Raw genomic sequence first — 23,016 nt, 5'->3', positions numbered from 1 at the left:
GCCCCCGCCGCGCAACCCGATCATCGTGTCAGAGACCTCCCCCACGGATGTGCGGTGAAACACCTGTCCGCAATACCGTCTGCGCCTCTGACACCATGGCTTGTGTGAGCTATCCGTACGAATACGATGCCCCAGTTTCGCAGACGCTCTTCGACCGTGCGTCCCTTGTGACCCCCGGCGGGGTGAACTCTCCGGTACGCGCCTTCCGTGCCGTGGGCGGTACGCCCCGGTTCATGGTGTCCGGTACCGGTCCCTATCTGACCGACGCCGACGGCCGTGAGTACGTCGACCTCGTGTGCTCGTGGGGTCCGATGATCCTCGGGCACTCGCACCCCGAGGTCGTCGCCGCCGTGCAGGCCGCCGTCGCGCGCGGCACCTCCTTCGGTACGCCGGGGGAGGGCGAGGTCGCACTCGCCGAGGAGATCGTCGCCCGTATCGAGCCCGTCGAGCAGGTGCGCCTGGTGTCATCGGGCACCGAGGCGACCATGTCGGCCATCCGGCTCGCCCGCGGTTTCACCGGCCGGGCCAAGGTGGTGAAGTTCGCCGGCTGTTACCACGGACATGTGGACGCGCTGCTGGCCGCCGCCGGATCGGGTGTGGCGACCTTCGGGCTTCCCGACACGCCGGGGGTGACCGGCGCGCAGACCGGCGACACCATCGTCCTGCCGTACAACGACCTCGAAGCCGTACGCCAGGCCTTCGCCGCCCACCCCGGTGAGATCGCCTGTGTGATCACCGAGGCGTCCGCGGGGAACATGGGAGTGGTGCCGCCCGTCGACGGGTTCAACGCCGGGCTCAAGGAGCTCTGCTCCGCCGACGGCGCGCTGTACATCTCCGACGAGGTGATGACCGGTTTCCGTACCTCGAAGGCCGGCTGGTACGGCGTCGACGGGGTCCGCCCCGACCTGATGACCTTCGGCAAGGTCATGGGCGGCGGCTTCCCGGCCGCCGCGTTCGGCGGACGCGCGGACGTCATGGCGTATCTGGCGCCCGTCGGCCCCGTCTACCAGGCGGGCACGCTCTCCGGGAACCCGGTCGCCACCGCCGCCGGGCTCGCCCAGCTGCGGCTGCTCGACGACGCCGCGTACGAGAAGGTCGACGCGGTCTCCCGGGAGATCCAGGGCCTGGTCACCGCGGCGCTCAGCAAGGAGGGTGTCGCGCACACGGTCCAGACGGCGAGCAACATGTTCTCTGTCTTCTTCAGCGACAGCCCCGTCCGCGACTACGAGGACGCCAAGGCCCAGGAAGCCTTCCGCTTCACCCCGTTCTTCCACTCGATGCTGGAACAGGGTGTCTACCTCCCGCCGTCGGCCTTCGAGTCCTGGTTCGTTTCGACCACGCACGACGAGCGGGCGGTCGAGCGCATCGCCGCCGCGCTGCCCGCCGCCGCCCGAGCCGCCGCCGAGGTGTCCGCATGAACGACAGCAGCAGTGTCAGAAGCAACGAGATCACCGTCGTGCATCTGATGCGCCACGGTGAGGTGCACAACCCGGACGGTGTGCTGTACGGGCGCCGCCCCGGCTACCACCTCTCCGAGCTGGGCCGGCAGATGGCCGACCGGGTCGCCGAGCACCTCGCGGGCCGGGACGTCACCCATGTCGTGGCCTCCCCGCTGGAGCGTGCGCAGGAGACCGCGGCCCCGGTCGCCACCTCGCACGGCCTCGAACTCGCCACCGACGCGCGGCTCATCGAGGCCGAGAACATCTTCGAGGGCAAGACGTTCGGCGTCGGGGACGGCGCCCTGAGCAGGCCCGCGAACTGGAAGTACCTCACCAACCCGTTCCGGCCGTCCTGGGGCGAGCCGTACGTGGACCAGGTCGTCCGGATGATGGGCGCGCTGAACTCCGCGCGGGACGCCGCCCGCGGGCACGAGGCGGTCTGCATCAGCCACCAGTTGCCGATCTGGACCGTGCGGAGCTTCGTCGAGCGGCGGCGCCTGTGGCACGACCCGCGCAAGCGGCAGTGCACGCTCGCCTCGCTGACGACCTTCACGTACCAGGGTGACCGGATCGTCTCCGTCGGTTACACGGAACCGGCGAGGGACCTGGTGCCGTCCCATCTCCTGGCCGGTGCAAAGCCCGCCAAAGGAAAAGCAAAAGCGTTCGGCGCATAGGGTGAAAAATAGTACCGGTTAGTCGGAACCATCACGTTAATCCCATCATCTGACCGGTTGCCCGATTGTATGGGCCGTCGGACGACGCAACAGATGGGTGACGCGATGCGCAACATGAGCAGGAGGGGCCTGCTGGGACTGGGGGCCGGGGCTGCGGCCGCGGCCGGCCTGGCAGGCTGCGGAGCCGGCGGAAAGTCCACAGTCGGCAGCACGGAAAAGGGCAGCCGGGGTGCGGGCGCCGGCCCGCAGAAGGGTCCGCTCCGGCTGATCGGAGACGGGTCCACCGCCGACACCGGTCTCCAGCCGAACCAGCCGGAGAAGCCGGTGCGCCTGGAGCCGGGGCAGACCCCGCCGCAGTTCGTGATTTTCTCCTGGGACGGCGCAGGCGAGGTCGGCAACGGCCTTTTCCCGCGATTCCTGAAACTCGCGAAAGAGCACCAGGCCGGGATGACGTTCTTCCTCTCCGGGCTGTACCTGCTGCCCGAGTCGAAGAAATCTCTCTACCGCCCGCCGAACAACCCGGTCGGCGCATCCGCCATCGGTTATCTCAATGATGACCACATCAAGGCGACCATGAAGTACACCCGCCAGGCCTGGCTCGACGGCCACGAGATCGGGACGCACTTCAACGGGCATTTCTGCGGCACCACTTCGGGTTCGGTCGGGAACTGGACCCCCGAGCAGTGGCAGAGCGAGATCGACCAGGCCGTCTCGTTCGTCACCGAATGGCGGACGAACACGGGCTGGCACGACGAGCCCCCGCTGCCTTTCGACTACCGCAAGGAACTCGTCGGCAGCCGCACCCCGTGCCTGCTCGGCCAGGACAATCTGTTGCCCACGGCGAAGAAGCTCGGCTGGCGCTATGACGCCAGTTCGCCCGGCGGTATGCAGACCTGGCCGGTCAAGCGCGGCGGACTCTGGGACCTCCCGCTGCAGCAGATCCCGTTCCCTGGGCACAACTTCGAGGTGCTCTCGATGGACTACAACATGCTGGCCAACCAGTCCAAGAATTCGACAAAAGGCATGACGTCGCACTATCCCTACTGGCGTAGGCAGGCGGCCGACTCGTATTTCGCCGGATTTCAGCGGGCGTACGAAACGAACCGCGCACCCATGTACATCGGCAACCACTTCGAGGAGTGGAACGGCGGCATCTACATGGACGCAGTCGAGGAAGCGATGAAGAAGATCGCGGGCCGTCCCGACGTACGGCTCGTCTCCTTCCGGCAGTTCTGCGACTGGCTCGATGTGCAGGACCCCGCTGTGCTCGACAAGCTGCGTTCCCTCGAAGTCGGGCAGCGGCCGGCCGGTGGTTGGAACAGTTTCCTTAAGGCTGCTTGACATCGGGCTTTCCGGGCAGTGAGGGGGGTGCCCGAGATCCGGGAACCGGCCATGCGAAACTTTTCACATGGCTCTTACGCGCCCTCTCCGTCGCCGCACCGATGTCCGCCGCGCCGCCCAGCTGGGCGCAGTGGTCGCGGTTTCCGCGCTCGCTCTGTCGGCGTGCGGATCCGGCGCCAAGGTGAGCAGTTCCCAGGGCTCCCGCTACGTCACCAGCAGCAGTGGCATCGTCACCGCGGCGAAGAGCGGGCGCCAGACCGCGCCCCAACTGTCCGGCAAGACCGTCGACGGCAAGACCCTCGACGTGGCGGGCGCCTACAAGGGCAAGATCGTGGTGTTCAACGTCTGGGGCTCCTGGTGCCCGCCGTGCCGCGCGGAGGCGGGGAACCTGGCGAAGGTCTCCAGGGACCTCAAGTCCAAGGGCGTCGAGTTCGTCGGGATCAACACCCGTGACACCTCCACCGGCCCGGCCAAGGCGTTCGAGAAGAACTACGACGTCCCGTACCCGAGCCTCTACGACCCGAGCGGCAAGCTGCTGCTCCGCTTCCCCGCGGGCAGCCTGAACCCGCAGGCCATTCCCTCCACGGTCGTTGTCGACCGCGACGGGAAGATCGCTGCCCGCAAGGCGGGCGGGGTCGAAGAGGACACACTGCGCAAGATGATCGACCCGCTGATCGCGGAGAAGTGATCCGGTGAGCGCGCTCGTCACTCTGGCCGCCGAATCCGGGATCAGCGGGACCGTCACCGATGGCGCCCTGCTGGTCGCCCTGCCGATCGCCGTACTGGGCGGGCTGATCTCCTTCTTCTCGCCGTGCGTCCTGCCGCTGGTCCCCGGTTATCTGAGTTACGTCACCGGGGTCAGCGGTTCGGATCTCGCGCAGGCCAGACGCGGCCGGATGGCGGCGGGCGCCGCGCTGTTCGTGGTCGGTTTCACCGCCGTCTTCGTCTCGGGCGGTGCGCTCTTCGGTTTCTTCGGGAGCAAGCTCCTCGCGTACCAGGACATCCTCAGCAAGGTGCTGGGCGGGCTGATGATCCTGCTCGGGATCTTCTTCATGGGCATGATGCCCTGGCTCACCCAGCGTGAATTCCGGCTGCACAAACGTCCGGTGACCGGTCTGGCCGGGGCCCCGCTGCTCGGTGCGCTCTTCGGTATCGGCTGGACGCCGTGCCTGGGGCCGACGCTGTCCTCCGTGGAGCTGCTCGCCTCGCAGCAGGGCACCGCCGGCCGCGGCGCCATACTGACCGTCGCTTACTGCCTCGGTCTCGGAGTGCCGTTCGTGCTCGCGGCCGTGGCCTTCCGCAAGGCGCTCGGCGCCTTCGGCTGGGTCAAGAAGCACTACGCCTGGGTCATGCGCATCGGCGGGATCATGATGATCGTGACCGGACTGCTGCTCGTCACCGGCGCCTGGGACCGCATCATCCAGGAGATGCAGGTCTGGTCATCCGGCTACACGGTGGGGATCTGAGTTCCACATGAGCAAGACGACTGAAACGACGGACGCCACGAATCCGGAGGACACCACTTCGGAAGAGGCCGCGGGCGCCGCCGGAAGCGACGCCGCCGAGAGCGAGACCGACCTCGGCGCAGCCGGGTCGCAGCTCTCCACCGCGCCCAGGGAAGACCCGGTCTCCAGCCTCCCCGCCATGGGTGTCATCGGCTGGATCCGCTGGTTCTGGCGGCAGCTGACCTCGATGCGGGTCGCGCTGCTCCTGCTGCTTCTGCTGTCGCTGGGTGCCATCCCCGGCTCGCTGATCCCGCAGACGAGCATCGACGAGCTGAAGGTCACCGACTTCAAGGCCAAGCACGATGTGCTCGCGCCGATCTACGACAAGCTGGGACTTTTCCACGTCTACAGCTCGGTCTGGTTCTCGGCGATCTACATCCTGCTGTTCATCTCCCTCATCGGCTGCATCGTGCCCCGCACCTGGCAGTTCGTCGGACAGCTGCGCGGCCGCCCGCCGGGCGCGCCCAAGCGGCTGACCCGGTTGCCCGCGTACACGACCTGGCGTACGGAGTCCGAGCCCGAGGCCGTCCGGGACGCCGCGCTCGCGATGCTGAAGAAGCGCCGCTTCCGCGCCCACATCACCGAGGGTGCGGTCGCGTCCGAGAAGGGCTTCCTGCGCGAGACCGGGAATCTGCTCTTCCACATCGCCCTGATCGTGCTCCTGGTCTCCTTCGCCAGCGGCCAGCTGTGGAAGTCCGAGGGCGGCAAGCTGGTCGTCGACGGCGACGGCTTCTCCAACACGCTCACGCAGTACGACGACTTCAAGGCCGGCACGCTCTTCGACCCCGACAAACTGGCGCCGTTCAGCTTCACGCTGGACAAGTTCATCGGGACGTACGAGAAGAACGGGCCCAACCGCGGCACGCCCCGCAAGTACGAAGCCCATGTGACGTACTCCGAGGGCGCCGAGGGCAAGGACAAGAAGGGCGTCATCAAGGTCAACACACCCCTTGAGGTCGACGGCTCGAAGGTCTACCTGGTCTCGCACGGCTACGCCCCGATCGTCTCGGTCAAGGACCCCAAGGGCAAGGAGATCTACCGGGACGCGGTGCCGCTGCTGCCCCTCGACTCCAACGCCACGTCGACCGGCGCCATCAAGGTGATGGACGGCTACCGCAACGCCGCCGGCAAGAAGGAGCAGCTCGGCTTCCAGACGATGTTCGTGCCGACCTACGCCGGCAAGGGCAAGGGCACGATGTTCTCCACCTTCCCGGGGCTCGACTTCCCGGTGATGGCAGTCTCCGGCTTCCACGGTGACCTCGGGGTGAACTCGGGGCTGCCGCAGAGCGTGTACCAGCTCAACTCGAAGCACATGACGCAGTACAAGGACAGCAAGGGCAACAAGCTCGCCAAGCTCCTGCTGCCCGGCGAGACGATGAAGCTGCCGCACGGCGAGGGATCGATCCAGTTCGTCGGCGTCAAGCAGTGGGCCAGCTTCAAGATCTCGCACCAGCCCGGCACCGACTTCGCGCTCGTCGGCGCGCTGGCGGCCATCGCGGGTCTCGCCGGATCGCTGTTCATCCAGCGCCGCCGCATCTGGGTCCGCGCCGTACGGGGAGAGGACGGTGTGACCGTCGTGGAGATGGCCGGGCTCGGCCGGAGCGAATCCGCGAAGCTCCCCGAGGAGCTGGCCGACCTGGCCGCAACGCTCCATTCAGTGGCGCCGTCGGCGCCTGATTCCGCTGCATCCGCAGAGACTCCCGAAGGGGCCGAGAAGTGAATCTCGCCGCCGCAACCAACGAGCACCTGGCGAACGTCAGCAATGTGCTCATCTATTCGTCGATGGCCGTCTACACCCTGGCCTTCTTCGCGCACATCGCGGAGTGGACGTTCGGCGCCCGCAGCAAGGTGGGCCGTACCGCCGCCGCGCTGACCGCGACCACGGCCGCGGCCCCCGCGGTACAGGTCAAGAAGCAGGGCGGCGGCACCGCTGTACTGGACCGGCCGAAGATCATCACCCGCTCCGCCGCCGGCTCCCGCGACGTCCCCGACGGCCCCGGCGCCGCCGGCGGCACCGAGAAGGGCGACCTGTACGGGCGGATGGCGATCTCGCTGACCGTCCTGGGGTTCCTGGTGGAGGCGGGCGGTGTGGTGGCCCGCGCCATGTCGGTGCAGCGGGCGCCGTGGGGCAACATGTACGAGTTCTCGATCACCTTCTCCTCGGTGGCGGTCGCGGCGTACCTGATCCTGCTCATCGTCAAGAAGAACGTCCGCTGGCTGGGGCTCGCCCTGGTCACCACGGTCCTGCTCGACCTCGGTGTGGCCACCACGGTTCTCTACACCAAGAGCGACCAGCTCGTCCCGGCGCTGCACTCGTACTGGCTGTGGATCCACGTCTCGACCGCGATCATCTGCGGCGCCATGTTCTACATGGGCTTCGTCGGCACCGCGCTCTACCTCTTCCGGGACCGCTACGAGGCCAAGCTCGCGCGGGGTGAGCAGCCGGGCGCCTTCGCCGAGTCGGTTCTCTCGCGGCTGCCGTCCGCCGCGTCGCTCGACAAGTTCGCGTACCGCATCAATGCCGCGGTCTTCCCGCTCTGGACGTTCACGATCATCGCGGGCGCCATCTGGGCCGGTGACGCCTGGGGCACCTACTGGGGCTGGGACCCCAAGGAGACCTGGTCGTTCATCACCTGGGTCGTGTACGCCTGTTACCTGCACGCCCGCGCCACCGCGGGCTGGAAGGGCCGCAAGGCCGCCTATCTGGCGCTCTTCGCCTTCGCCTGCTGGATCTGGAACTACTACGGCGTGAACATCTTCATCAACGGCATGCACTCCTACGCCGGAGTCTGAGCGAGCCCGTTCAGCCCTGCCGCACATGGTCACCCGGAGGGCCGGTTCCCGACACGCGTCGGTGAACCGGCCCTCTTCCGGTGTGGAACACGCCGTGCTGGGCGAGGCTTGAACCATGACCGAGCCGATCGCACAGGGCACCAGCACCAGTCACGGGGACACCCACACCCTGCGGTTCGCCCTCTTCCTGCCGTACGCGATGACCCGGGTGTGGGGGGCGGTGGCCACCCCGGTGGGCCTGCGGCAGTGGCTCGCCGCCGCCGAGGTCTTCGAGTCGCGGCTCGGCGGCCGGGTCGCCCTGCGCGGACCTGACATGCCGGAGGCGGCCGCCGGGACTCTCACCGCCTGGGACGGTGAGCGGGTCGCCGAGTACACCTTCGCCGGGCACGGCCGGGTCCGGTTCCATCTGGAATCCGTCGGGGCCGAGGCGACCGTGGTGCGCTTCACCCACGAGTTCACCGGCCCCGGCGACCGGCGGCCCGACGCGCTGGCCTGCTGGCACGAGCACTTCGAGCTGCTGCACGACGCCCTGGAGGGCCACCCCCGGTTCCCGCCGGACGGACCGGCAGGCAACCGGGAACGGCGCCAGGAGTTGCGGGCCGCCTACCGGCCGCGCGGCGGCAGACACTCCTGAGCCGGCGGCTTCTTCGTCTTGTCGGGCCAGGCGAGCTTCACGAACTCCTGGGTGCCCGACTGCGTCAACTGCACTATTGCCACAGCCTTGTCGTACGGGTTCCCGTAGTTGTCCAGGCAGATCCAGCCGCTCGCGCCGTTCACCCGCAGCGGCCCCTGCAGCTTCGACCAGACCGCGCCGACGTCCTCGATGTCCGGCAGGGCGCTGCTGCTCGCCCTGGCCCTGCGGATCCCGGTCACCGCGGTCGCCATCCCGTCGTACGCGATGATCGCCTGACCGTCGGCCAGTGAGGCGCTGTCGATGGGGCCGATCGGTCCGACGCCCTTGCCCGAGGCCGCGGCCACCGCGTTGGTGAAGGCCGTGTAGTCGGCCGGGCTGCCGCCGGTCGCGGGCATGTCCGGGTCGGTCGCCTTCGACCAGGCGCCGGGGTGCGCGAGCGCCGCGTACTGGACGATGACCGGCTCCGCGCCCTTCTTGGGCTTCAGCGCCTTCTTGTTGAGCTTGGTGTCGTAGCCGAGGTACGAACCCTCGTCACCGGTGAGGATGGTGAACTTCGTCCGTACGCAGATCCGGTTGCCCAGCGCGTTCACGAACTGCCGCAGCTGGGTGTGGCGGCCGGCGAACAGGATGGTGTTCACCTGGCGGGCCGAGCAGATCGCGTCGGTGATCTGCGCGAAGGTGTTGGCGGTCGAGCCGTCCTCGGACTGGTCGGGCGGCGAGGTGTACACCCGGTCCTCGTACGGCGCGCCCTCCAGCATTCCGTTGAAGGCGGCCCGCAGCGTCTCCGTGTAGTGGTCGCCGGGGTGGGTGTCGCGTACCAGGAGCGTCTTCTGGGGGTCGATGTCCGCGAAGTTCTTCAGCGCGTCGGCCTCGTCCTTGTTGGTCGGCGAGACCCGGGCGAGCCCCGGGAACGGGATGCCCTTGGCGCTGTTGGAGATGTCGTCGGCCGTGATGGTGGTGCCGATCACCGGAATGTGGCTGCGGGTCAGCTCCCTGACCGCGTCGCGGGTGGCGTCGCTGCTGGTCGCCACACCGGAGACGGCGCGCAGCTGGTCCGGGGCGCCGGTCATGCCCTTGAGCTCGCGCACCGTCGTGGCCCACTGGCCGCTGCCGACACCGGTGTTGGCGAGGACCAGCCGGATCTTCGGCACCTGGTCGTTGTCGTCGTGGTTGGCGCGGTACTGCTCCACGAACGCGCCCTGCGCCTCGTGCAGCACCTTGTTCGCCATGTCGCTGTCCGTCGAGGTCAGCGGCAGCAGCAGCGCCACCGTCGCGTACTGGCCCTTCTTGAGCGTCCTGTTCTCGCGGGCGATGGCCTGCGCCACGTCGTGCAGTGGGGGCCGCCCGAAGTCGTAACCGTCGCCGTTGACCCCTATGCACTCCGCCCCCTGCTCGGGGCGGTCGACGCCCTTCGCGCAGTGCAGGTCAGGGGTGTAGACGGCGTACGCGGCGATGCCCGCACCGGCGAGCAGGACCAGGGCGACCGCCGATGTGATGATGCGGCGCAGCCCCGTGTACCAGAAGAACTCGCGGAACCTGTTGCTCACGGCGTGACGCCCCCTGGGTCGCTAGCGGTACGGTCCGGGCTCCGCCACTCCCGGACGGCCGACGGCCAAGTCCTGGAGGCGTGCCAGAGCACTTCGTTGCCGGTCGGATGCAGCGCCGACAGCTGGGCCAGCTCGTCACCCATCTTCTCCGTGAGCCCCCCGTCGGGCAGCGCCAGCAGGTCGGTCAACTGCCAGACGCAGTACAGCAGTCGGCGGATGCGCAGATGGAACATGCGGTCGGTGCCGGCCGGAGGCTGCTGCTCGGCGTCGGTCCGCCCCAGCGCCACCGCGCGCCGTACGTCGTGCTCCGCGAAGTGCGGAGCCGACGCGATGAAGCGCAGCTCGTCGAGCCAGCCGGCGGCGTCTGCTTCGCGGAAGGTGTCCCGCAGATGCGCGACGGCGTTCTCGGTGGTGCCGAGCGCCAGCTCGTGGTGGAGGCGGCGCGGGGCCAGCCCCGCGCAGTGGTCCCGCATCGTCTCCTGGACCTCGCGCCAGAGCCCCGAGGCCGAGGAGGACTCCCCGGCGGGGTGGCGCAGCCGGTGCAGCAGCAGGGTGCGCAGGAACGGGTCGCCGACGAAGTGGTCGGGCGCGGCCGGCCAGCACTCGTCGGCCAGCAGATCGCGCATCGGCAGGACGCCGGCCCGGCCGCCGTCGTGGTCGAGCCGGGCGGTTGCGAGCACTTCGGCGTCCGCCGTGCTGTGCGCTGCGGCCAGCACGGCGAGCCGGTCGAGCCTGGCCGGAGGCACCAGCTGCTGGAGCAGCTCGGTCACGGTCGGGCGGCCCGGCTCGTCCTCGCGCAGCGCGACGGGCAGCGAGAGCAGCACGCCCGGGGTGAGGTCGTCGAGGCCGTCGTCGGCCGGCACGGTGAGCCGGGCGGCCGCCTGTCCGGCGGCCTTCGTCAGCAGCGCCACCCCGAGCGGGCGCCCGCCGGTCAGCCGGTGGATGGAGCGGGCCAGCAGCGGCGGGGTGCGCATCCCCGGGTCCTCGTGGTCGAGCAGCTGGCTCACATGCTCCGGGCCCAGCTCCGTCAGCTGCACGGTGAGCGCGCCCGACGCGACCTCGGTCCCCCGCGTCCAGGGGGTGGAGTGGGTCACCTCGGGCAGCAGGCACCGCTCGGCCGAGTGCAGCGCCGGATGGTCGTCACCGCGCAGCGTGCCGATGAAGACGACCTGGTCAAGACGGCCCGCCGCCCGGTCGCGCAGCACCGGCTCAAGGAGCCTGCGGCCCAGCGGCGCCTGCACGTTGTCGAGCAGGACCAGCGGCCTGCCGACCCGGCGCAGCCGCCCCATCCCCTGGTAGGCGGCCCGCAGATCGGCGCGGAGCGCCCCGACGAGATGCCGCTCGGCGAGCGCACGGGCGTCGCTGTCTCGCTGCCGGTGGAACTGCAGGGCCAGCAGATTCAGCCCGCGCTTGGCGTGGCCTCCGGCGCCCGGGTAGTCCCCGTACCAGTTGGCCGCGGCGCGCTGGCCCCGGTCGAAGAGGTCTTCGAGCAGGGTCTCGACGGTGGTCTCCACGATGACGTCGAGACCGGGCGGCGCGCCCGTCCACAGCGCGGCGAACTTCGCGGTGAGCTTGACGAGCCAGCCCTTGCCCAGGCCCTTGAGCCGGGCCCCCGACTCGACGAGGAGGCCGAGCCGCAGCGCCTCGTCGTGCACCTGCTGGCTGTTGTTCGGGTCCCACCCGGTGGAGGCGATGGCCATCAGACCGGCGGCCAGCCGGGGGAACTCTATGGCTCCGGCGCCCCGTACGGCCGGGCCCAGCTGCTCCCCGAGTACGGAGAGCGCCTCGGTGGCCGGGGACCAGAAGGGGGCGCGCCGGTGTCCTGACGGGAGCGCCGCGAAGTCCGGGTGCTCGCAGTCGATGAGCGCTACGGGGGTGCGGCCGCGGTAGTTGGTGCGGAGCTGTTTGAGTACGACGGTCTTGCCCATGCCGCGTCCACCGGTGAGGACGGTCACCGGCAGGTCGTCCCGGCGGCCACCGAACGCCTCGACGGGTGTCTGCTGGAAGCCGTGCGGCGGCAGGCCGATGAGCCGTGGTGCGAGACCGTGGAGGAGACCGCCCCGTGCGTACAACTCCCTTTCCACAGCACCTCCCACGCCGGTGTGCGCAGATGTCACTGCGTCAACATCAGCTTACCGAGGGTGGGTTGGGAGGGGCATAGGCTTTCGGACGCCGGGAAGCGGAGGGCGCCCCTCACTCCGCGACGACGTCCTCGCCGGTGCCGGTGCTGCTGTCCTCGCCGATGTCCTCGCTCCAGAGCTCCGGGCTGCGGGCGATGAAGTCCCGCATGAGCCCCGTGCATTCGGCGTCGTCGAGCACGACGACCCGCACCCCGTGCTCCGCCAGCCAGTCGTGGCCGCCGTGGAAGGTGGCGGCTTCGCCGACCACCAGCCGGGAGATCCCGAACTGCCGGACCAGACCGCTGCAGTACCAGCAGGGCGAGAGGGTGGTGACCATGGTCGTGCCCCGGTACGACCGCTGCCGCCCCGCCGCTCGGAAGGCGGACGTCTCAGCGTGCGTCGAGGGATCGCCGTCCTGGACCCGCCGGTTGTGCCCGCGGCCAAGCAGCGTGCCGTCCGCCCCGTACAGCGCGGCCCCGATCGGAATGCCGCCCTCCGCGAGCCCGGCCCGCGCCTCGGCGACCGCCGTGGCCAGCCACCGCTGCGCCAGAGCGCGGTCCGGGAAGCCCTGGTCTCCGTACTGCCGCACCGTGTTCACCCGCTCTGTCCTGTCCACCCGCACCACCCTCTCCGGCCGTCCGCCCGGCGGTCAGGTCACGTCCTCGCCGCTCTCGCGGCGGCGCAGCTCGTTCTCACGGCGGCGCAGGTCCGCCTCCCAGTCCTTGAGCAGCGACTCGTCCTTCTTGTTCCCCTCGCGCAGGCTGTTGAGGAACTCCGGATTGTCGTCCGGCGCCGTCCAGGCGGCCCGCCCGCCGCGCTGCCGTCCGGCGGGCGCGCCACCGGCGGCGCTCGCCCCGCGCCGGGTCCGGCCCGCCACGATCCAGGCGATGGGGCCGACGAGCACCTCGCCGAAGATCAGGATGATGAGGACCCACACGACCTTGGGCAGACCGCGGACCTCCTCCTCCGGCGTGTTCAGGCAGTCGATGAAGGCGTAGACCCACAGCGCCAGGACCAGCAGGAAGGGCAGATACCTGAGCATGGTCGAACGTTCCCCCCGGGAATGGCTGCGAGACGTCCGCAACGCCCCGATGACGGCCACAGGGTAACGGTCGGACACCGGCCGCCGCGCCGCTCGCCGCCGCCCGCCGGTCCTCCGTCCCGCCCGGCACATGGCGGGCTCCGGCTTCACCGCTGGGGATGACAGACTGGACCGCATGGCTTACGACGATCTTCGCTCGCTGCTCAGGGCGCTGGAGCGCGACGGCGACCTCAAGCGCATCAAGGTCGAGGTCGACCCCCACCTGGAGGTCGGGGAGATCGTCGACCGCGTCAACAAGGCGGGCGGCCCGGCCCTGCTCTTCGAGAACGTCAAGGGTGCGTCGATGCCCCTGGCGATGAACGTGTTCGGCACCGACCGGCGGCTGCTCAAGGCTCTCGGCCTCAGCTCGTACGACGAGATCAGCGACCGGATCGGCGGCCTGCTCAAGCCCCAGCTGCCGCAGGGCTTCGTCGGCGTACGGGAGGCCTTCGGCAAGCTGGGCACGATGGTCCACGTACCGCCGAAGAAGGTGAAGACGGAGGCCGCCCCGGTCCAGGAAGTGGTCCTGACCGGCGACGACGTGGACCTCGACCGGCTCCCGGCGCTCTTCACCTGGCCCGAGGACGGCGGCTCCTTCTTCAACCTGGGGCTCACGCACACCAGGCATCCCGAGACCGGGGTCCGCAATCTCGGCCTCTACCGGCTCCAGCGCCACGACAAGCGCACCATCGGGATGCACTGGCAGATCCACAAGGACAGCCGCAACCACTACGCGGTGGCCGCCAGGAAGGGCGAGCGGCTGCCCGTCGCCATCGCCTTCGGCGCGCCGCCCGCCGTGACCTACGCCTCCACGGCCCCGCTCCCCGAGGACATCGACGAGTACCTCTTCGCCGGCTTCGTGCAGGGCAAGCGGATCGAGATGGTCGACTGCAGGACGGTCCCGCTCCAGGTCCCCGCCCAGGCCGAAGTCGTCCTGGAGGGCTGGCTGGAGCCGGGCGAGACGCTGCCCGAGGGCCCCTTCGGCGACCACACCGGCTTCTACACCCCGCAGGAACCGTTCCCCGCACTGACGATCGACTGCGTCACCATGCGCCGGCGTCCGCTGCTCCAGTCGATCGTCGTCGGCCGTCCGCCGACCGAGGACGGCCCGCTGGGCAGGGCGACGGAACGCTTCTTCCTGCCGCTGCTCAAGATCATCATTCCGGACATCGTGGACTACCACCTGCCCGAGTCGGGCGGCTTCCACAACTGCGCGATCGTCTCGATCGACAAGAAGTACCCGAAGCACGCCCAGAAGGTGATGCACGCCGTCTGGGGCGCGCACATGATGTCGCTCACCAAACTGATCGTCGTGGTGGACGCGGACTGCGATGTGCACGATCTGCACGAGGTGTCCTGGCGGGCCCTCGGCAACACGGACTACGCACGTGACCTGACCGTCGCCGAAGGCCCGGTCGACCATCTCGACCACGCTTCCTACCAGCAGTTCTGGGGCGGCAAGGCCGGTATCGACGCCACCAGGAAATGGCCCGAGGAGGGCTACACCCGGGACGGCGGCTGGCCCGAGATGGTGCGGTCCGACCCTGCTGTCGCCGACCGGGTGACGAAGCGCTGGAAGGAGTACGGCCTGTGAGCGCATCCGCCGCCGCGCTGCCGCAACAACCGGGCAGGACCAAGGCGTTCCTCCGCCTGGTGATGATCGAGCACTCGGTCTTCGCGCTGCCTTTCGCATACATCGCCGCGCTGACCGCGATGTACCGGCTTGACGGCAACATCCACTGGGGGCGGCTGCTCCTGGTGACGATCGCGATGGTCGGTCTCCGTACTTTCGCGATGGCCTGCAACCGCATCATCGACCGCGAGATCGACGCCCGGAACCCGCGCACCGCATCCCGCGAACTGGTCACCGGCGCGGTCTCGGTGAAGTCGGCCTGGACGGGCGCGCTGGTCGCGGTCGTCGTCTTCCTCGGTGCGGCGGCGGCGCTGAACCCGCTCTGCCTGGCGCTCGCGCCCATCGCGGTCATCCCGATGGTGGTCTATCCGTACGGGAAGCGCTTCACCAACTTCCCGCACGCGATCCTCGGCCTCGCCCAGGCCATCGGCCCGGTCGGCGCCTGGCTGGCGATCACCGGCCAGTGGTCCTGGGACGCGGTCATCCTCGGCCTCGCGGTCGGTATCTGGATCGGCGGCTTCGACCTGATCTTCGGCTGCCAGGACGTCCAGGCGGACCGGGCCCACGGAGTGAAGTCGGTGCCGGCCCGCTTCGGCATCCCGGCGGCCCTGTACGGCGCCCGCGCCTGCCACGCGGTGACCACGGCCCTGCTGGTCTGGTACGGGGTGGCGACGGACGCCGGGGCGTTCTTCTGGGCCGGCCTGGTGATCGTCGCGGTGGCCTTCGTCTACGAGCACAACGTCGTGAAGCCGCACGACCTGTCCCGGCTGAACCGGGCCTTCTTCTCGGTCAACGGCTTCATCGGGATCGCCCTGTTCGTGTGCGCCCTGCTCGATCTGCTGGTGCGGGGCCTGACGGTGTGACACCCGTCCGGCCTGCCCCCCGTCGGCGACCCGCCTCCCGTCTCCGGCCTGCCGGACGGGCCCGGATAGGCTCGGACACGTGGAGCGCGTGAATGTACACAATCAGCAGCCGCGGCGGCCGTGGATCGTCGGGGTCTCCGGGGCGTCCGGTACGCCCTATGCGGCGTCCGTGCTCCGCGGGCTGCTCGACGCGGGCGAGGCCGTGGACCTGGTGGTCAGCCGCTCGTCGCGGCTGACCCTGCTGGACGAGACCGGGATCGCCTTCCGCGACGCGCACTGGCCGGAGGACCTGCGGGCCTGGCTGGCCAGGGGCGCGGACGGGAAGCCGGACACCTTCGCGGTGGACCCGGGCCTCTTCGCGGAGGGGACCGGAGCGGTACGGCACTGGGCCGCCGGGGATCTGGCCGCCGGGCCGTCCTCCGGTTCGTACCCGGTCAAGGGCATGATCATCGTCCCGGCGTCCACCGCCTGCGTGGCCGGGGTCGCGCTCGGGCTCTCGAAGGACCTGCTCCAGCGGGCGGCGAGCGTGACGCTCAAGGAGCGGCGCCCGCTGGTGGTGGCGGTGCGGGAGACCCCGCTCAACGGTCAGACGCTGCGCCACCTGGTGTCCCTGGACGAGGCGGGCGCCGTGGTGCTGCCCGCCTCTCCGGCGTTCTACGCGGGTGCGACGCACATCCAGGACCTGGTGGACTTCGTCGCGGGCCGGGCGCTCGACGCGGCAGGGGTGCCGCACCGGCTGTACCGCCGCTGGGAGGGAGAGCTCGGTGGCTCCCGCAAGGACAGCTGATGCACTGTGCCGGGCCAGGTCCCGGCGGCCGGTCAGCGCTTCTTGGCGTGCCGCTTCGTACGGCGGGCCGGGGCTGCGGCGGCGAGCCGCTGGTCACGTGAACGGTTGGCCTGGTCCTGCAGCTCACGCATGCGGGCGTAGGCCATCTCGATCGTGTACACGGTGAACATCACTCCTGATGGAAGATTCGCAGGGCGTTTTCCCTGCGCGCCTTAGATTCTAGACGTAAACTCGCGATATTGCTGAACAATGGAAGGCTTCAACAGTATGGACGCGGTGGACAGGCAGCTCATCCAGGCGCTGCGGGAGAACGGCAGGGCCTCCTACGCCGAGCTCGGCCGGCTCGTGGGGCTCTCCGGGCCCAGCGTCACCGACCGCATCAACCGCCTTGAGGCAGCCGGCGTGATCACCGGTTACCGCGCCACCGTCGACGCCAAGTCCCTCGGCCTCGGGGTGACCGCGCTCATCGGTATCTCGCTCTCGGACGCCGCCGACCACGAGGACGTCGCCCACCGGCTCAAGGACCTGGCCGAGATCGAGGACGCCTGGTTCATCGCGGGCGACGACTCGTACATGCTCAAGGTCAGGGTCGACGACGTGGACGGCCTGGAGCGCACGATCCGCCGGCTCAGCGGCACCCGCGGCGTCTCCCGGACCCGCACCACGATCGTCCTCTCCACCAAGTGGGAGAACCGCGTCGGAGAGCTGCCCGAGCCGAGCTGACCCGGCCCCCGCTGCCGGGTGCGAGCCGGTTGCCAGCCGGGTCCCGGCGCCGCGCGGACGGGGGAGTACGGTTGGCTGGTTGTTTACGTACGCATATGGGAGGCGGCCGCACATGACTGCGTCGATCAACGATGTAGGCCTCAAGCGCGAGATCGAGGCGAAGGTCCGGGCCGGTGAGCGGCTGACCCGTGAGGACGGCGTCGCGCTCTACGAGACGGACGACCTGGCCTGGCTCGGCGGCCTCGCCCACGAGGTGCGTACGCGCAAGAACGGCGACGTTGTCCACTTCAACGTCAACCGGCACCTCAACATGACCAATGTGTGCACTGCCTCGTGCGCCTACTGCTCGTTCCAGCGCAAGCCGGGCGAGAAGGACGCGTACACGATGCGCATCGAGGAGGCCGTCCGCCTCGCCAAGGCGATGGAGGGCGACAACCTCACCGAGCTGCACATCGTCAACGGGCTCCACCCGACGCTGCCGTGGCGTTACTACCCGCGCTCGCTCAGCGCGCTGAAGGAAGCCCTCCCGCAGGTCGCCCTCAAGGCGTTCACCGCGACGGAGATCCACCACTTCGAGACAATCTCAGGGCTCTCCGCTTCGGAGATCCTGGACGAGCTGATCGAGGCCGGCCTCGAATCGCTCACCGGTGGCGGCGCAGAGATCTTCGACTGGGAGGTCCGGCAGCACATCGTCGACCACTCGACCCACTGGGAGGACTGGTCGCGCATCCACCGCCTCGCCCACGAGAAGGGTCTCAAGACCCCGGCGACGATGCTGTACGGCCACATCGAGGAGCCGCGCCACCGCGTGGACCACGTACTGCGGCTGCGTGAACTCCAGGACGAGACCGGCGGCTTCCAGGTCTTCATCCCGCTGCGCTACCAGCACGACTTCGTGGACATGAAGGACGGCAAGGTCCGCAACAAGCTCCAGGCGCGCACCACGATGGCGACCGGCGCCGAGGCGCTGAAGACCTTCGCGGTCTCCCGGCTGCTCTTCGACAACGTCCCGCACGTGAAGGTCTTCTGGCCCATGCACGGCGTCCAGACCTCGCAGCTCGCGCTGCAGCACGGCGCCGACGACATGGACGGCTCGGTGGTCGAGTACAAGATCACCCACGACGCCGACAACTACGGCACGCCGAACAAGCTCGGCCGCGAGGACCTGCTCGAACTCATCCGTGACGCGGGCTTCCGCCCGGTCGAGCGCAACACGCAGTACGAGATCGTCCGCGAGTTCGACGGCCCGGACCCGGCCCGACGCGACGCCCCGCAGCCCATGCGCTTCTGAACGGGTCTCGCTCTCCCTGCCTCGACGACGGAACCCCGGCCACGGCCGGGGTTCCGTGCTTTCCTACGCTGGTCGTATGAGTCTCACGTTTGAACTGGACCCGCGGATGGACGCCAGGCTCCGGGACGAAGTGGCCGCGCTCTGGGCGGATGTGTCGAACGCCGGCGGCGCCGTCGGCTTCGTCCCGCCGGTCACGTCCGACGACGTCCGCCCGGAACTGATCAAGCATCTGACCGCGATGACCGAGGGCCGCGTCCGGCTGCTGGTCGGCCGCGACGGGAGCGGCGCGGTCGCCGCCACCGCATTCCTCACGCTCAACACGCACCGCCTGATGCGCCACTGGATCTGGCTGTACACCGTGATGGTCCACCCCTCCCACCAGGGCAAGGGGTACGGCCGCGACCTGATGACAGCGGCGGCGGACGCCGCCCGCACCCTCGACGGCATCGAGGCGATCCGCCTCACCTGCCGGGGCGGCACGGGGGTGGACCGGTTCTACGAGTCCTGCGGCTACAAGGAAGTGGGCCGGGTGCCGGACGCGATCCGGGTCGCCCCCGGCGACATCATGATGTACCTGCCGCTGTTCTGACCCCGGCGCGGCGCATCCGTACCCCGGCCGGGGTGATCGCAAGTCGGGCGTGCTTCACTTGTCGGGCAGGCCCTGAAGCACCAGCGATCATCGGTACGAAGAGAGAGGCCCCAGCCGTGTCTGTAGCCAACCCGGGCGCCACGATTCGCTACACCGCGATGCGGATCGTCATCTTCATGGGATCCCTGGTCTTCTGCGCGGTCCTCGTCCACTTCGGCATCATCCCCAAGGGGCTCGGCGGCTCCAACTTCATCTGGACGATCCTGCTGGCGCTGGTCATCTCCGCGCCGCTCAGCTTCGTCCTGCTGCGCAAGCAGCGCGACAAGATGTCCGAGCAGCTGATCAACAAGGTCGAGCAGACCAAGGCCAAGCTGGAGGCCAACCGTACGCAGGAGGACGGCCTCACCCAGTAGGCCGTCGGCTTCCGTTCCACTCGCGCCCCCGCAGCCGTCCCAAGGCGCGGGCAAGCACCGTAAGTTACGTCACACACGCCGGGAACCCCGGGCAGGAGCGAGTCGCTCCAGCACCGGGGTCCCGGCGTTTTCGCGTACTGCCGCGCTCCCTGCCCCAAAGAACGGCTTTGAGGCACTCAAAGTTCAAGTGTTAACGTGTTCGACATGAAGACAGCCGTGCGCCCGCATCCCAGGAGCCCTGCGCTCGTGGAGCGCCTGCATGTCGATCTCTGCCTCCCCCAAGCTCTCGGCTGCGCTCGACCAGGGGGGACCCCCTCCATGTCCGCGGCCTGTCGCCGCTTCTGATCGGCCTCATGCGGCGGCGCCCCTCCTGTTGGGCGCCGCACCCCCGTCCTCCCGTGCTCCGTACCGAGCACACAGCCGCGTCCTCACCGGAGTGTCCCCATGTCCGCAGGTTTCGAGAGTCCTGAGGCTCCCGCGAATTCCACCGACAGCCCCAGCGCGGGCGCCGGCCCCGCGAAGACCCGAATATTCGACAAGTTCCCGTTCTGGGCCCAGATCATCACCGGTCTGATCCTGGGTGTCCTGCTCGGCTGGCTGGCCCGCAGCCAGGACATCAGCTGGCTCAAGTCCACGCTGGAGCACGTCGGCGGCATCTTCATCCAGCTGCTCAAGCTGGCGGTCGCCCCGCTCGTCTTCTTCGCGATCCTGGTGTCGATCACCAACCTGCGCAAGGTCAACAACGCGGCCCGGCTGGCAACCCGTACGGTCATGTGGTTCATGATCACGTCGCTGATCGCCGTCGTCATCGGCCTCGCGATCGCCCTGATCACCAACCCCGGCGCGGGCACCGGCCTCACGCCGAAGGACGGCAAGGCGCCCGACGGTTCCGGCTCCTGGATCGACTTCCTGACCGGCATCGTTCCGACGGACGTCGTCACGCCGTTCACTCAGCTGAACGTCCTGCAGATCGTCTTCATGGCCGCCGTCGCCGGTATCGCCGCGCTCCAGCTCGGTACGAAGGCGGAGCCGATCCTCAAGATCAGCGAGGCCGTACTCGAACTGCTCCAGAAGGCCCTGTGGTGGGTCATCCGCCTCGCGCCGCTGGGCACCATCGGCCTGATCGGCTTCGCCATCGCCGACTACGGCTGGGACCTGATCGGCAAGTACGCGACGTTCACCGCCGACATCTACGTCGGCTGCGCGCTGGTGATGTTCGTCGTCTACCCGGTGCTGCTCGCGACGGTCGCCAAGGTCAACCCGCTGCAGTTCTTCAAGGGCGCCTGGCCCGCGATCCAGCTGGCGTTCGTCTCCCGCTCCTCGGTCGGCACCATGCCGGTCACCCAGCGGGTCACCGAGCGCCTCGGTGTGCCGAAGGAGTACGCCTCGTTCGCGGTGCCGTTCGGCTCGACCACCAAGATGGACGGCTGCGCCTCGATCTACCCGGCGATCGCCGCGATCTTCATCGCGCAGATCTTCGACGTGCACCTCGGCATCCAGGACTACGTGCTGATCGCCTTCGTCTCGGTCATCGGCTCGGCGGCCACCGCCGGACTGACCGGCGCGACCGTGATGCTGACGCTGACCCTCTCCACGCTGGGACTCCCGCTGGAGGGTGTGGGCCTGCTGATGGCGATCGATCCGATCCTGGACATGATGCGCACCGCGACGAACGTCGCCGGCCAGGCGATGATCCCGGTCATCGTCTCGGCGCGCGAGAAGATCCTGGACCTCGACGCGTTCAACTCCGCTTCGTCCTCGCCGGTCGACGAGCGCGAGGTGCGCGCCGCCGACGCCGAGGAGAAGCAGTCGGTTCCGGTCGCGGCCTGACAGCTGCTTGATCGTTCACTTCACGCCACCCGGCCCCTCTCCGTACCACGGGAGAGGGGCCGGACCCGTACTCTTGCCTGGTGTGGACCAACTGGCTGGAGGGGCTCTGAGGTGAGTGCGGTCAAGGCGGCCAAGGCCAAGCGGATGCCGAGGGCGGTGCGCGAGCAGCAGATGATGGACGCTGCCGTGCGGACGTTCGGGCAGCGCGGCTACCGGGCCGCCTCGATGGACGAGATCGCCGAACTGGCGGGCGTTTCCAAGCCGTTGGTCTATCTGTACCTGAACTCCAAGGAAGAACTCTTCACCGCGTGCATCCGCCGCGAGGCCCAGGCCCTGGTCGCCGCGGTACGGGCCGGGGTGGATCCCGCGGACCCCGCCGACCGGCAGCTCTGGCACGGCGTCGGCGCCTTCTTCGAGCACACCGCGCGCCACCCGGACGGCTGGAACATCCTGCACCACCAGGCCTGTACGCACGGGGAGCCGTTCGTCGTCGAAGTCACCGCGATGCGCGACGAGATCACGAGCTTCGCGACGGGCCTGATCGCGGCGGCGGCCCGCGAGGCGCACCGCGACCCGGCCCTTCCGGACGGCGATGTGGCGGGCCTCGCGCAGGCATTGGTGGGCGCGGCGGAATCCCTCGCCGGATGGGCGAACGGAATGCCCGGGGTCTCGGCCAAGGAGGCCGCGTCGACGCTGATGAACTTCGCCTGGTCGGGCCTGGAGAACCTTATGAACGGGGACCGCTGGGCGCCGTCACCACGCCCGTGAGGTGAATGCGCTCCGCCCCGTCGGGCCCCCTGGCTCAGAACTTGGAAGGCCCCTGCTCCGCCGACGTACGTCACGGTCCCGGGCAGCAGCACCGGCGCCCTGAACTCGACGCGTACGTGGACGACTTCGGGGGCTTCGGCGGCGGCCAGACAGCGGGCGGCGGTCCACATGCCGTGCGCGATGGCACGCGGGAAGCCGAAGAGCCTCGCGGTGAGGGGGTGGAGGTGGATCGGGTTACGGTCCCCGGAGGCGGCACCGTAGCGGCGGCCGAGATCGGCGGGCAGGTCCCAGGTGTGGATGGCGGCGGGGGCTCCTGCCGCGGGGTGCGGCTGGGCGTTGTCCGTACGGGGCATCGCCTCGGACCCGGCCGACATGGGGTGCCGGGCCAGATACCTGCTCCGGGACTCCCAGACCAGCTCACCCGCCAGCCGGGCCTCGGTCACCATGACGGCTTCGGTACCGCGCCGGTGGGGCCTCAACTCATTGGCGTATACGGTGAGTTCTGGCTCATCGCGCGGGTCCAGGGCCCGCCGCTGGGTAATCTCGATGCCGGTATGGACGAGCCCGAGAACCGGCAGCGGGAAAGCGCGGGCCGTCATCAGCCGCATGGCCAGCGGAAAGCCGAGTACATGCGGATAGGCGAGGGGGAGCGGTCCGCCCGGATCGAAGCCACAGACCCGGGAGTACGAGGCGAGACGACCGGGATCGATGCGCGCCCCGCCCCGAACCAGCCGGGTGGCGGGCAACGGCGCCTCGGCCGAGACCACACGCTTGAACGGCGAAGCCACGGCACCGCGCACCATGGAGAGCAGCAGGCCGGGGGAGTGCGTGGGGCGGTCACTCATGATCCGGGCTCCGTGATCTGTAAGGTATTTACTCGAAAGTAAGGTTACCTGGGGGTCAGGTGCTGGTCGTGGTGGCTGGGTTGCTGCCGCTGCGGGGCGCCACGTGGCCGTCTCTGGCCGACGGTCGCTTTCGCCTCAGG

General features: G+C 69.3%; 22 protein-coding genes and 1 pseudogene. 17 read left to right on the top strand and 6 right to left on the bottom strand.

Annotation, left to right across the window (positions count from 1 at the left end):
• Positions 1–95: 95 nt before the first annotated feature.
• The 8 genes from hemL (at position 96) to OG452_RS14360 (ending at position 8,386) form a co-directional block, all read left to right on the top strand.
• Positions 96–1,418, top strand: a complete 1,323-nt coding sequence (gene hemL, locus OG452_RS14395; protein ID WP_327296001.1) for a glutamate-1-semialdehyde 2,1-aminomutase — start codon at positions 96–98, stop codon at positions 1,416–1,418.
• Entirely contained in the window at positions 1,415–2,113 is a 699-nt protein-coding gene (locus OG452_RS14390) for a histidine phosphatase family protein (protein WP_327296000.1), read from the top strand. The genes hemL and OG452_RS14390 overlap by 4 nt, the downstream gene beginning before the upstream one ends.
• 105 nt (positions 2,114–2,218) lie before the next feature.
• Entirely contained in the window at positions 2,219–3,454 is a 1,236-nt protein-coding gene (locus OG452_RS14385) for a hypothetical protein (RefSeq protein ID WP_327299627.1), read from the top strand.
• A gap of 67 nt (positions 3,455–3,521) precedes the next feature.
• A complete protein-coding gene (locus tag OG452_RS14380) occupies positions 3,522–4,142 on the top strand; it encodes a TlpA family protein disulfide reductase (protein WP_327295999.1) in 621 nt (206 codons plus the stop codon).
• Between the two features lie 4 nt (positions 4,143–4,146).
• A complete protein-coding gene (locus tag OG452_RS14375) occupies positions 4,147–4,920 on the top strand; it encodes a cytochrome c biogenesis CcdA family protein (RefSeq protein WP_327295998.1) in 774 nt (257 codons plus the stop codon).
• A 7-nt stretch (positions 4,921–4,927) separates the two neighbouring features.
• Positions 4,928–6,679, top strand: a complete 1,752-nt coding sequence (resB, locus tag OG452_RS14370) for a cytochrome c biogenesis protein ResB (RefSeq protein WP_327295997.1) — start codon at positions 4,928–4,930, stop codon at positions 6,677–6,679.
• Positions 6,676–7,752: a c-type cytochrome biogenesis protein CcsB gene (gene ccsB, locus OG452_RS14365; RefSeq protein ID WP_327295996.1), complete on the top strand. Its 1,077-nt coding sequence runs from the start codon at positions 6,676–6,678 to the stop codon at positions 7,750–7,752. The genes resB and ccsB overlap by 4 nt, the downstream gene beginning before the upstream one ends.
• Before the next feature lie 115 nt (positions 7,753–7,867).
• On the top strand, positions 7,868–8,386 hold the full coding sequence (locus tag OG452_RS14360; RefSeq protein ID WP_327295995.1) for an SRPBCC domain-containing protein: 519 nt from the start codon (positions 7,868–7,870) through the stop codon (positions 8,384–8,386).
• Here OG452_RS14360 and OG452_RS14355 read toward each other — a convergent pair.
• From OG452_RS14355 to OG452_RS14340, 4 genes are all read right to left on the bottom strand, one after another.
• A complete protein-coding gene (locus tag OG452_RS14355; RefSeq protein ID WP_327295994.1) occupies positions 8,356–9,933 on the bottom strand; it encodes an ABC transporter substrate-binding protein in 1,578 nt (525 codons plus the stop codon). The genes OG452_RS14360 and OG452_RS14355 overlap by 31 nt on opposite strands.
• The gene (locus OG452_RS14350; RefSeq protein WP_327295993.1) at positions 9,930–12,017 is read right to left on the bottom strand and encodes a hypothetical protein; all 2,088 of its coding nucleotides are present in this window, start codon (positions 12,015–12,017) and stop codon (positions 9,930–9,932) included. Before OG452_RS14350 ends, OG452_RS14355 begins: the two co-directional genes overlap by 4 nt.
• 109 nt (positions 12,018–12,126) lie before the next feature.
• Positions 12,127–12,642 (bottom strand): nucleoside deaminase, encoded by a 516-nt coding sequence (locus tag OG452_RS14345; protein ID WP_327299626.1) that lies wholly within the window; start codon positions 12,640–12,642, stop codon positions 12,127–12,129.
• Positions 12,643–12,702: 60 nt separating this feature from the next.
• Positions 12,703–13,095 (bottom strand): PLD nuclease N-terminal domain-containing protein, encoded by a 393-nt coding sequence (locus tag OG452_RS14340; RefSeq protein WP_327295992.1) that lies wholly within the window; start codon positions 13,093–13,095, stop codon positions 12,703–12,705.
• A gap of 175 nt (positions 13,096–13,270) precedes the next feature.
• Here OG452_RS14340 and OG452_RS14335 point away from each other — a divergent pair, with 175 nt between their 5' ends.
• From OG452_RS14335 to OG452_RS14325, 3 genes are all read left to right on the top strand, one after another.
• Positions 13,271–14,728: a menaquinone biosynthesis decarboxylase gene (locus OG452_RS14335; RefSeq protein ID WP_327295991.1), complete on the top strand. Its 1,458-nt coding sequence runs from the start codon at positions 13,271–13,273 to the stop codon at positions 14,726–14,728.
• Positions 14,725–15,630 (top strand): menaquinone biosynthesis prenyltransferase MqnP, encoded by a 906-nt coding sequence (mqnP, locus tag OG452_RS14330; protein WP_327295990.1) that lies wholly within the window; start codon positions 14,725–14,727, stop codon positions 15,628–15,630. Before OG452_RS14335 ends, mqnP begins: the two co-directional genes overlap by 4 nt.
• 88 nt (positions 15,631–15,718) lie before the next feature.
• Positions 15,719–16,417, top strand: coding sequence for a UbiX family flavin prenyltransferase (locus OG452_RS14325; RefSeq protein ID WP_327295989.1), 699 nt, complete (start codon positions 15,719–15,721; stop codon positions 16,415–16,417).
• A gap of 32 nt (positions 16,418–16,449) precedes the next feature.
• On the opposite strand, the gene OG452_RS14320 is transcribed toward OG452_RS14325, so the two are convergent.
• Complete coding sequence (locus tag OG452_RS14320; protein ID WP_327299891.1) at positions 16,450–16,587, bottom strand: hypothetical protein; 138 nt, start codon at positions 16,585–16,587, stop codon at positions 16,450–16,452.
• 97 nt (positions 16,588–16,684) lie between these two features.
• Here OG452_RS14320 and OG452_RS14315 point away from each other — a divergent pair, with 97 nt between their 5' ends.
• From OG452_RS14315 to OG452_RS14290, 6 genes are all read left to right on the top strand, one after another.
• Positions 16,685–17,140: an Lrp/AsnC family transcriptional regulator gene (locus OG452_RS14315; RefSeq protein WP_164259277.1), complete on the top strand. Its 456-nt coding sequence runs from the start codon at positions 16,685–16,687 to the stop codon at positions 17,138–17,140.
• 112 nt (positions 17,141–17,252) lie between these two features.
• Complete coding sequence (mqnE, locus tag OG452_RS14310; RefSeq protein WP_327295988.1) at positions 17,253–18,431, top strand: aminofutalosine synthase MqnE; 1,179 nt, start codon at positions 17,253–17,255, stop codon at positions 18,429–18,431.
• Between the two features lie 76 nt (positions 18,432–18,507).
• Positions 18,508–19,020: a GNAT family N-acetyltransferase gene (locus OG452_RS14305; RefSeq protein WP_327295987.1), complete on the top strand. Its 513-nt coding sequence runs from the start codon at positions 18,508–18,510 to the stop codon at positions 19,018–19,020.
• Positions 19,021–19,136: 116 nt separating this feature from the next.
• On the top strand, positions 19,137–19,433 hold the full coding sequence (locus OG452_RS14300; protein ID WP_327295986.1) for a DUF4229 domain-containing protein: 297 nt from the start codon (positions 19,137–19,139) through the stop codon (positions 19,431–19,433).
• Between the two features lie 444 nt (positions 19,434–19,877).
• A complete protein-coding gene (locus tag OG452_RS14295) occupies positions 19,878–21,263 on the top strand; it encodes a dicarboxylate/amino acid:cation symporter (RefSeq protein ID WP_327295985.1) in 1,386 nt (461 codons plus the stop codon).
• Between the two features lie 144 nt (positions 21,264–21,407).
• The gene (locus tag OG452_RS14290; RefSeq protein WP_327299625.1) at positions 21,408–22,031 is read left to right on the top strand and encodes a TetR/AcrR family transcriptional regulator; all 624 of its coding nucleotides are present in this window, start codon (positions 21,408–21,410) and stop codon (positions 22,029–22,031) included.
• On the opposite strand, the pseudogene OG452_RS35440 reads toward OG452_RS14290, so the two are convergent.
• Positions 21,991–22,876: pseudogene (locus OG452_RS35440) on the bottom strand (MaoC family dehydratase). The gene OG452_RS14290 and the pseudogene OG452_RS35440 overlap by 41 nt on opposite strands.
• Between the last annotated feature and the right edge of the window lie 140 nt (positions 22,877–23,016).

Origin of the sequence: Streptomyces sp. NBC_01197 (genome assembly GCF_036010505.1) — a bacterium.
GTDB lineage: Bacteria > Actinomycetota > Actinomycetes > Streptomycetales > Streptomycetaceae > Streptomyces.
The sequence above is the reverse complement of the archived record's forward strand: the minus strand, read 5'-3'. Positions and strand labels throughout refer to the sequence as shown.

Bases quoted from the DNA above. Each gene is read 5' to 3' on its own strand.
- hemL (WP_327296001.1), top strand. From the start codon at position 96: ATGGCTTGTGTGAGCTATCCGTACGAATACGATGCCCCAGTTTCGCAG.
- OG452_RS14390 (WP_327296000.1), top strand. From the start codon at position 1,415: ATGAACGACAGCAGCAGTGTCAGAAGCAACGAGATCACCGTCGTGCAT.
- OG452_RS14385 (WP_327299627.1), top strand. From the start codon at position 2,219: ATGCGCAACATGAGCAGGAGGGGCCTGCTGGGACTGGGGGCCGGGGCT.
- OG452_RS14380 (WP_327295999.1), top strand. From the start codon at position 3,522: ATGGCTCTTACGCGCCCTCTCCGTCGCCGCACCGATGTCCGCCGCGCC.
- resB (WP_327295997.1), top strand. From the start codon at position 4,928: ATGAGCAAGACGACTGAAACGACGGACGCCACGAATCCGGAGGACACC.
- OG452_RS14360 (WP_327295995.1), top strand. From the start codon at position 7,868: ATGACCGAGCCGATCGCACAGGGCACCAGCACCAGTCACGGGGACACC.
- OG452_RS14340 (WP_327295992.1), bottom strand. From the start codon at position 13,095: ATGCTCAGGTATCTGCCCTTCCTGCTGGTCCTGGCGCTGTGGGTCTAC.
- OG452_RS14335 (WP_327295991.1), top strand. From the start codon at position 13,271: ATGGCTTACGACGATCTTCGCTCGCTGCTCAGGGCGCTGGAGCGCGAC.
- OG452_RS14320 (WP_327299891.1), bottom strand. From the start codon at position 16,587: ATGTTCACCGTGTACACGATCGAGATGGCCTACGCCCGCATGCGTGAG.
- OG452_RS14315 (WP_164259277.1), top strand. From the start codon at position 16,685: ATGGACGCGGTGGACAGGCAGCTCATCCAGGCGCTGCGGGAGAACGGC.
- mqnE (WP_327295988.1), top strand. From the start codon at position 17,253: ATGACTGCGTCGATCAACGATGTAGGCCTCAAGCGCGAGATCGAGGCG.
- OG452_RS14305 (WP_327295987.1), top strand. From the start codon at position 18,508: ATGAGTCTCACGTTTGAACTGGACCCGCGGATGGACGCCAGGCTCCGG.
- OG452_RS14295 (WP_327295985.1), top strand. From the start codon at position 19,878: ATGTCCGCAGGTTTCGAGAGTCCTGAGGCTCCCGCGAATTCCACCGAC.
- OG452_RS14290 (WP_327299625.1), top strand. From the start codon at position 21,408: ATGCCGAGGGCGGTGCGCGAGCAGCAGATGATGGACGCTGCCGTGCGG.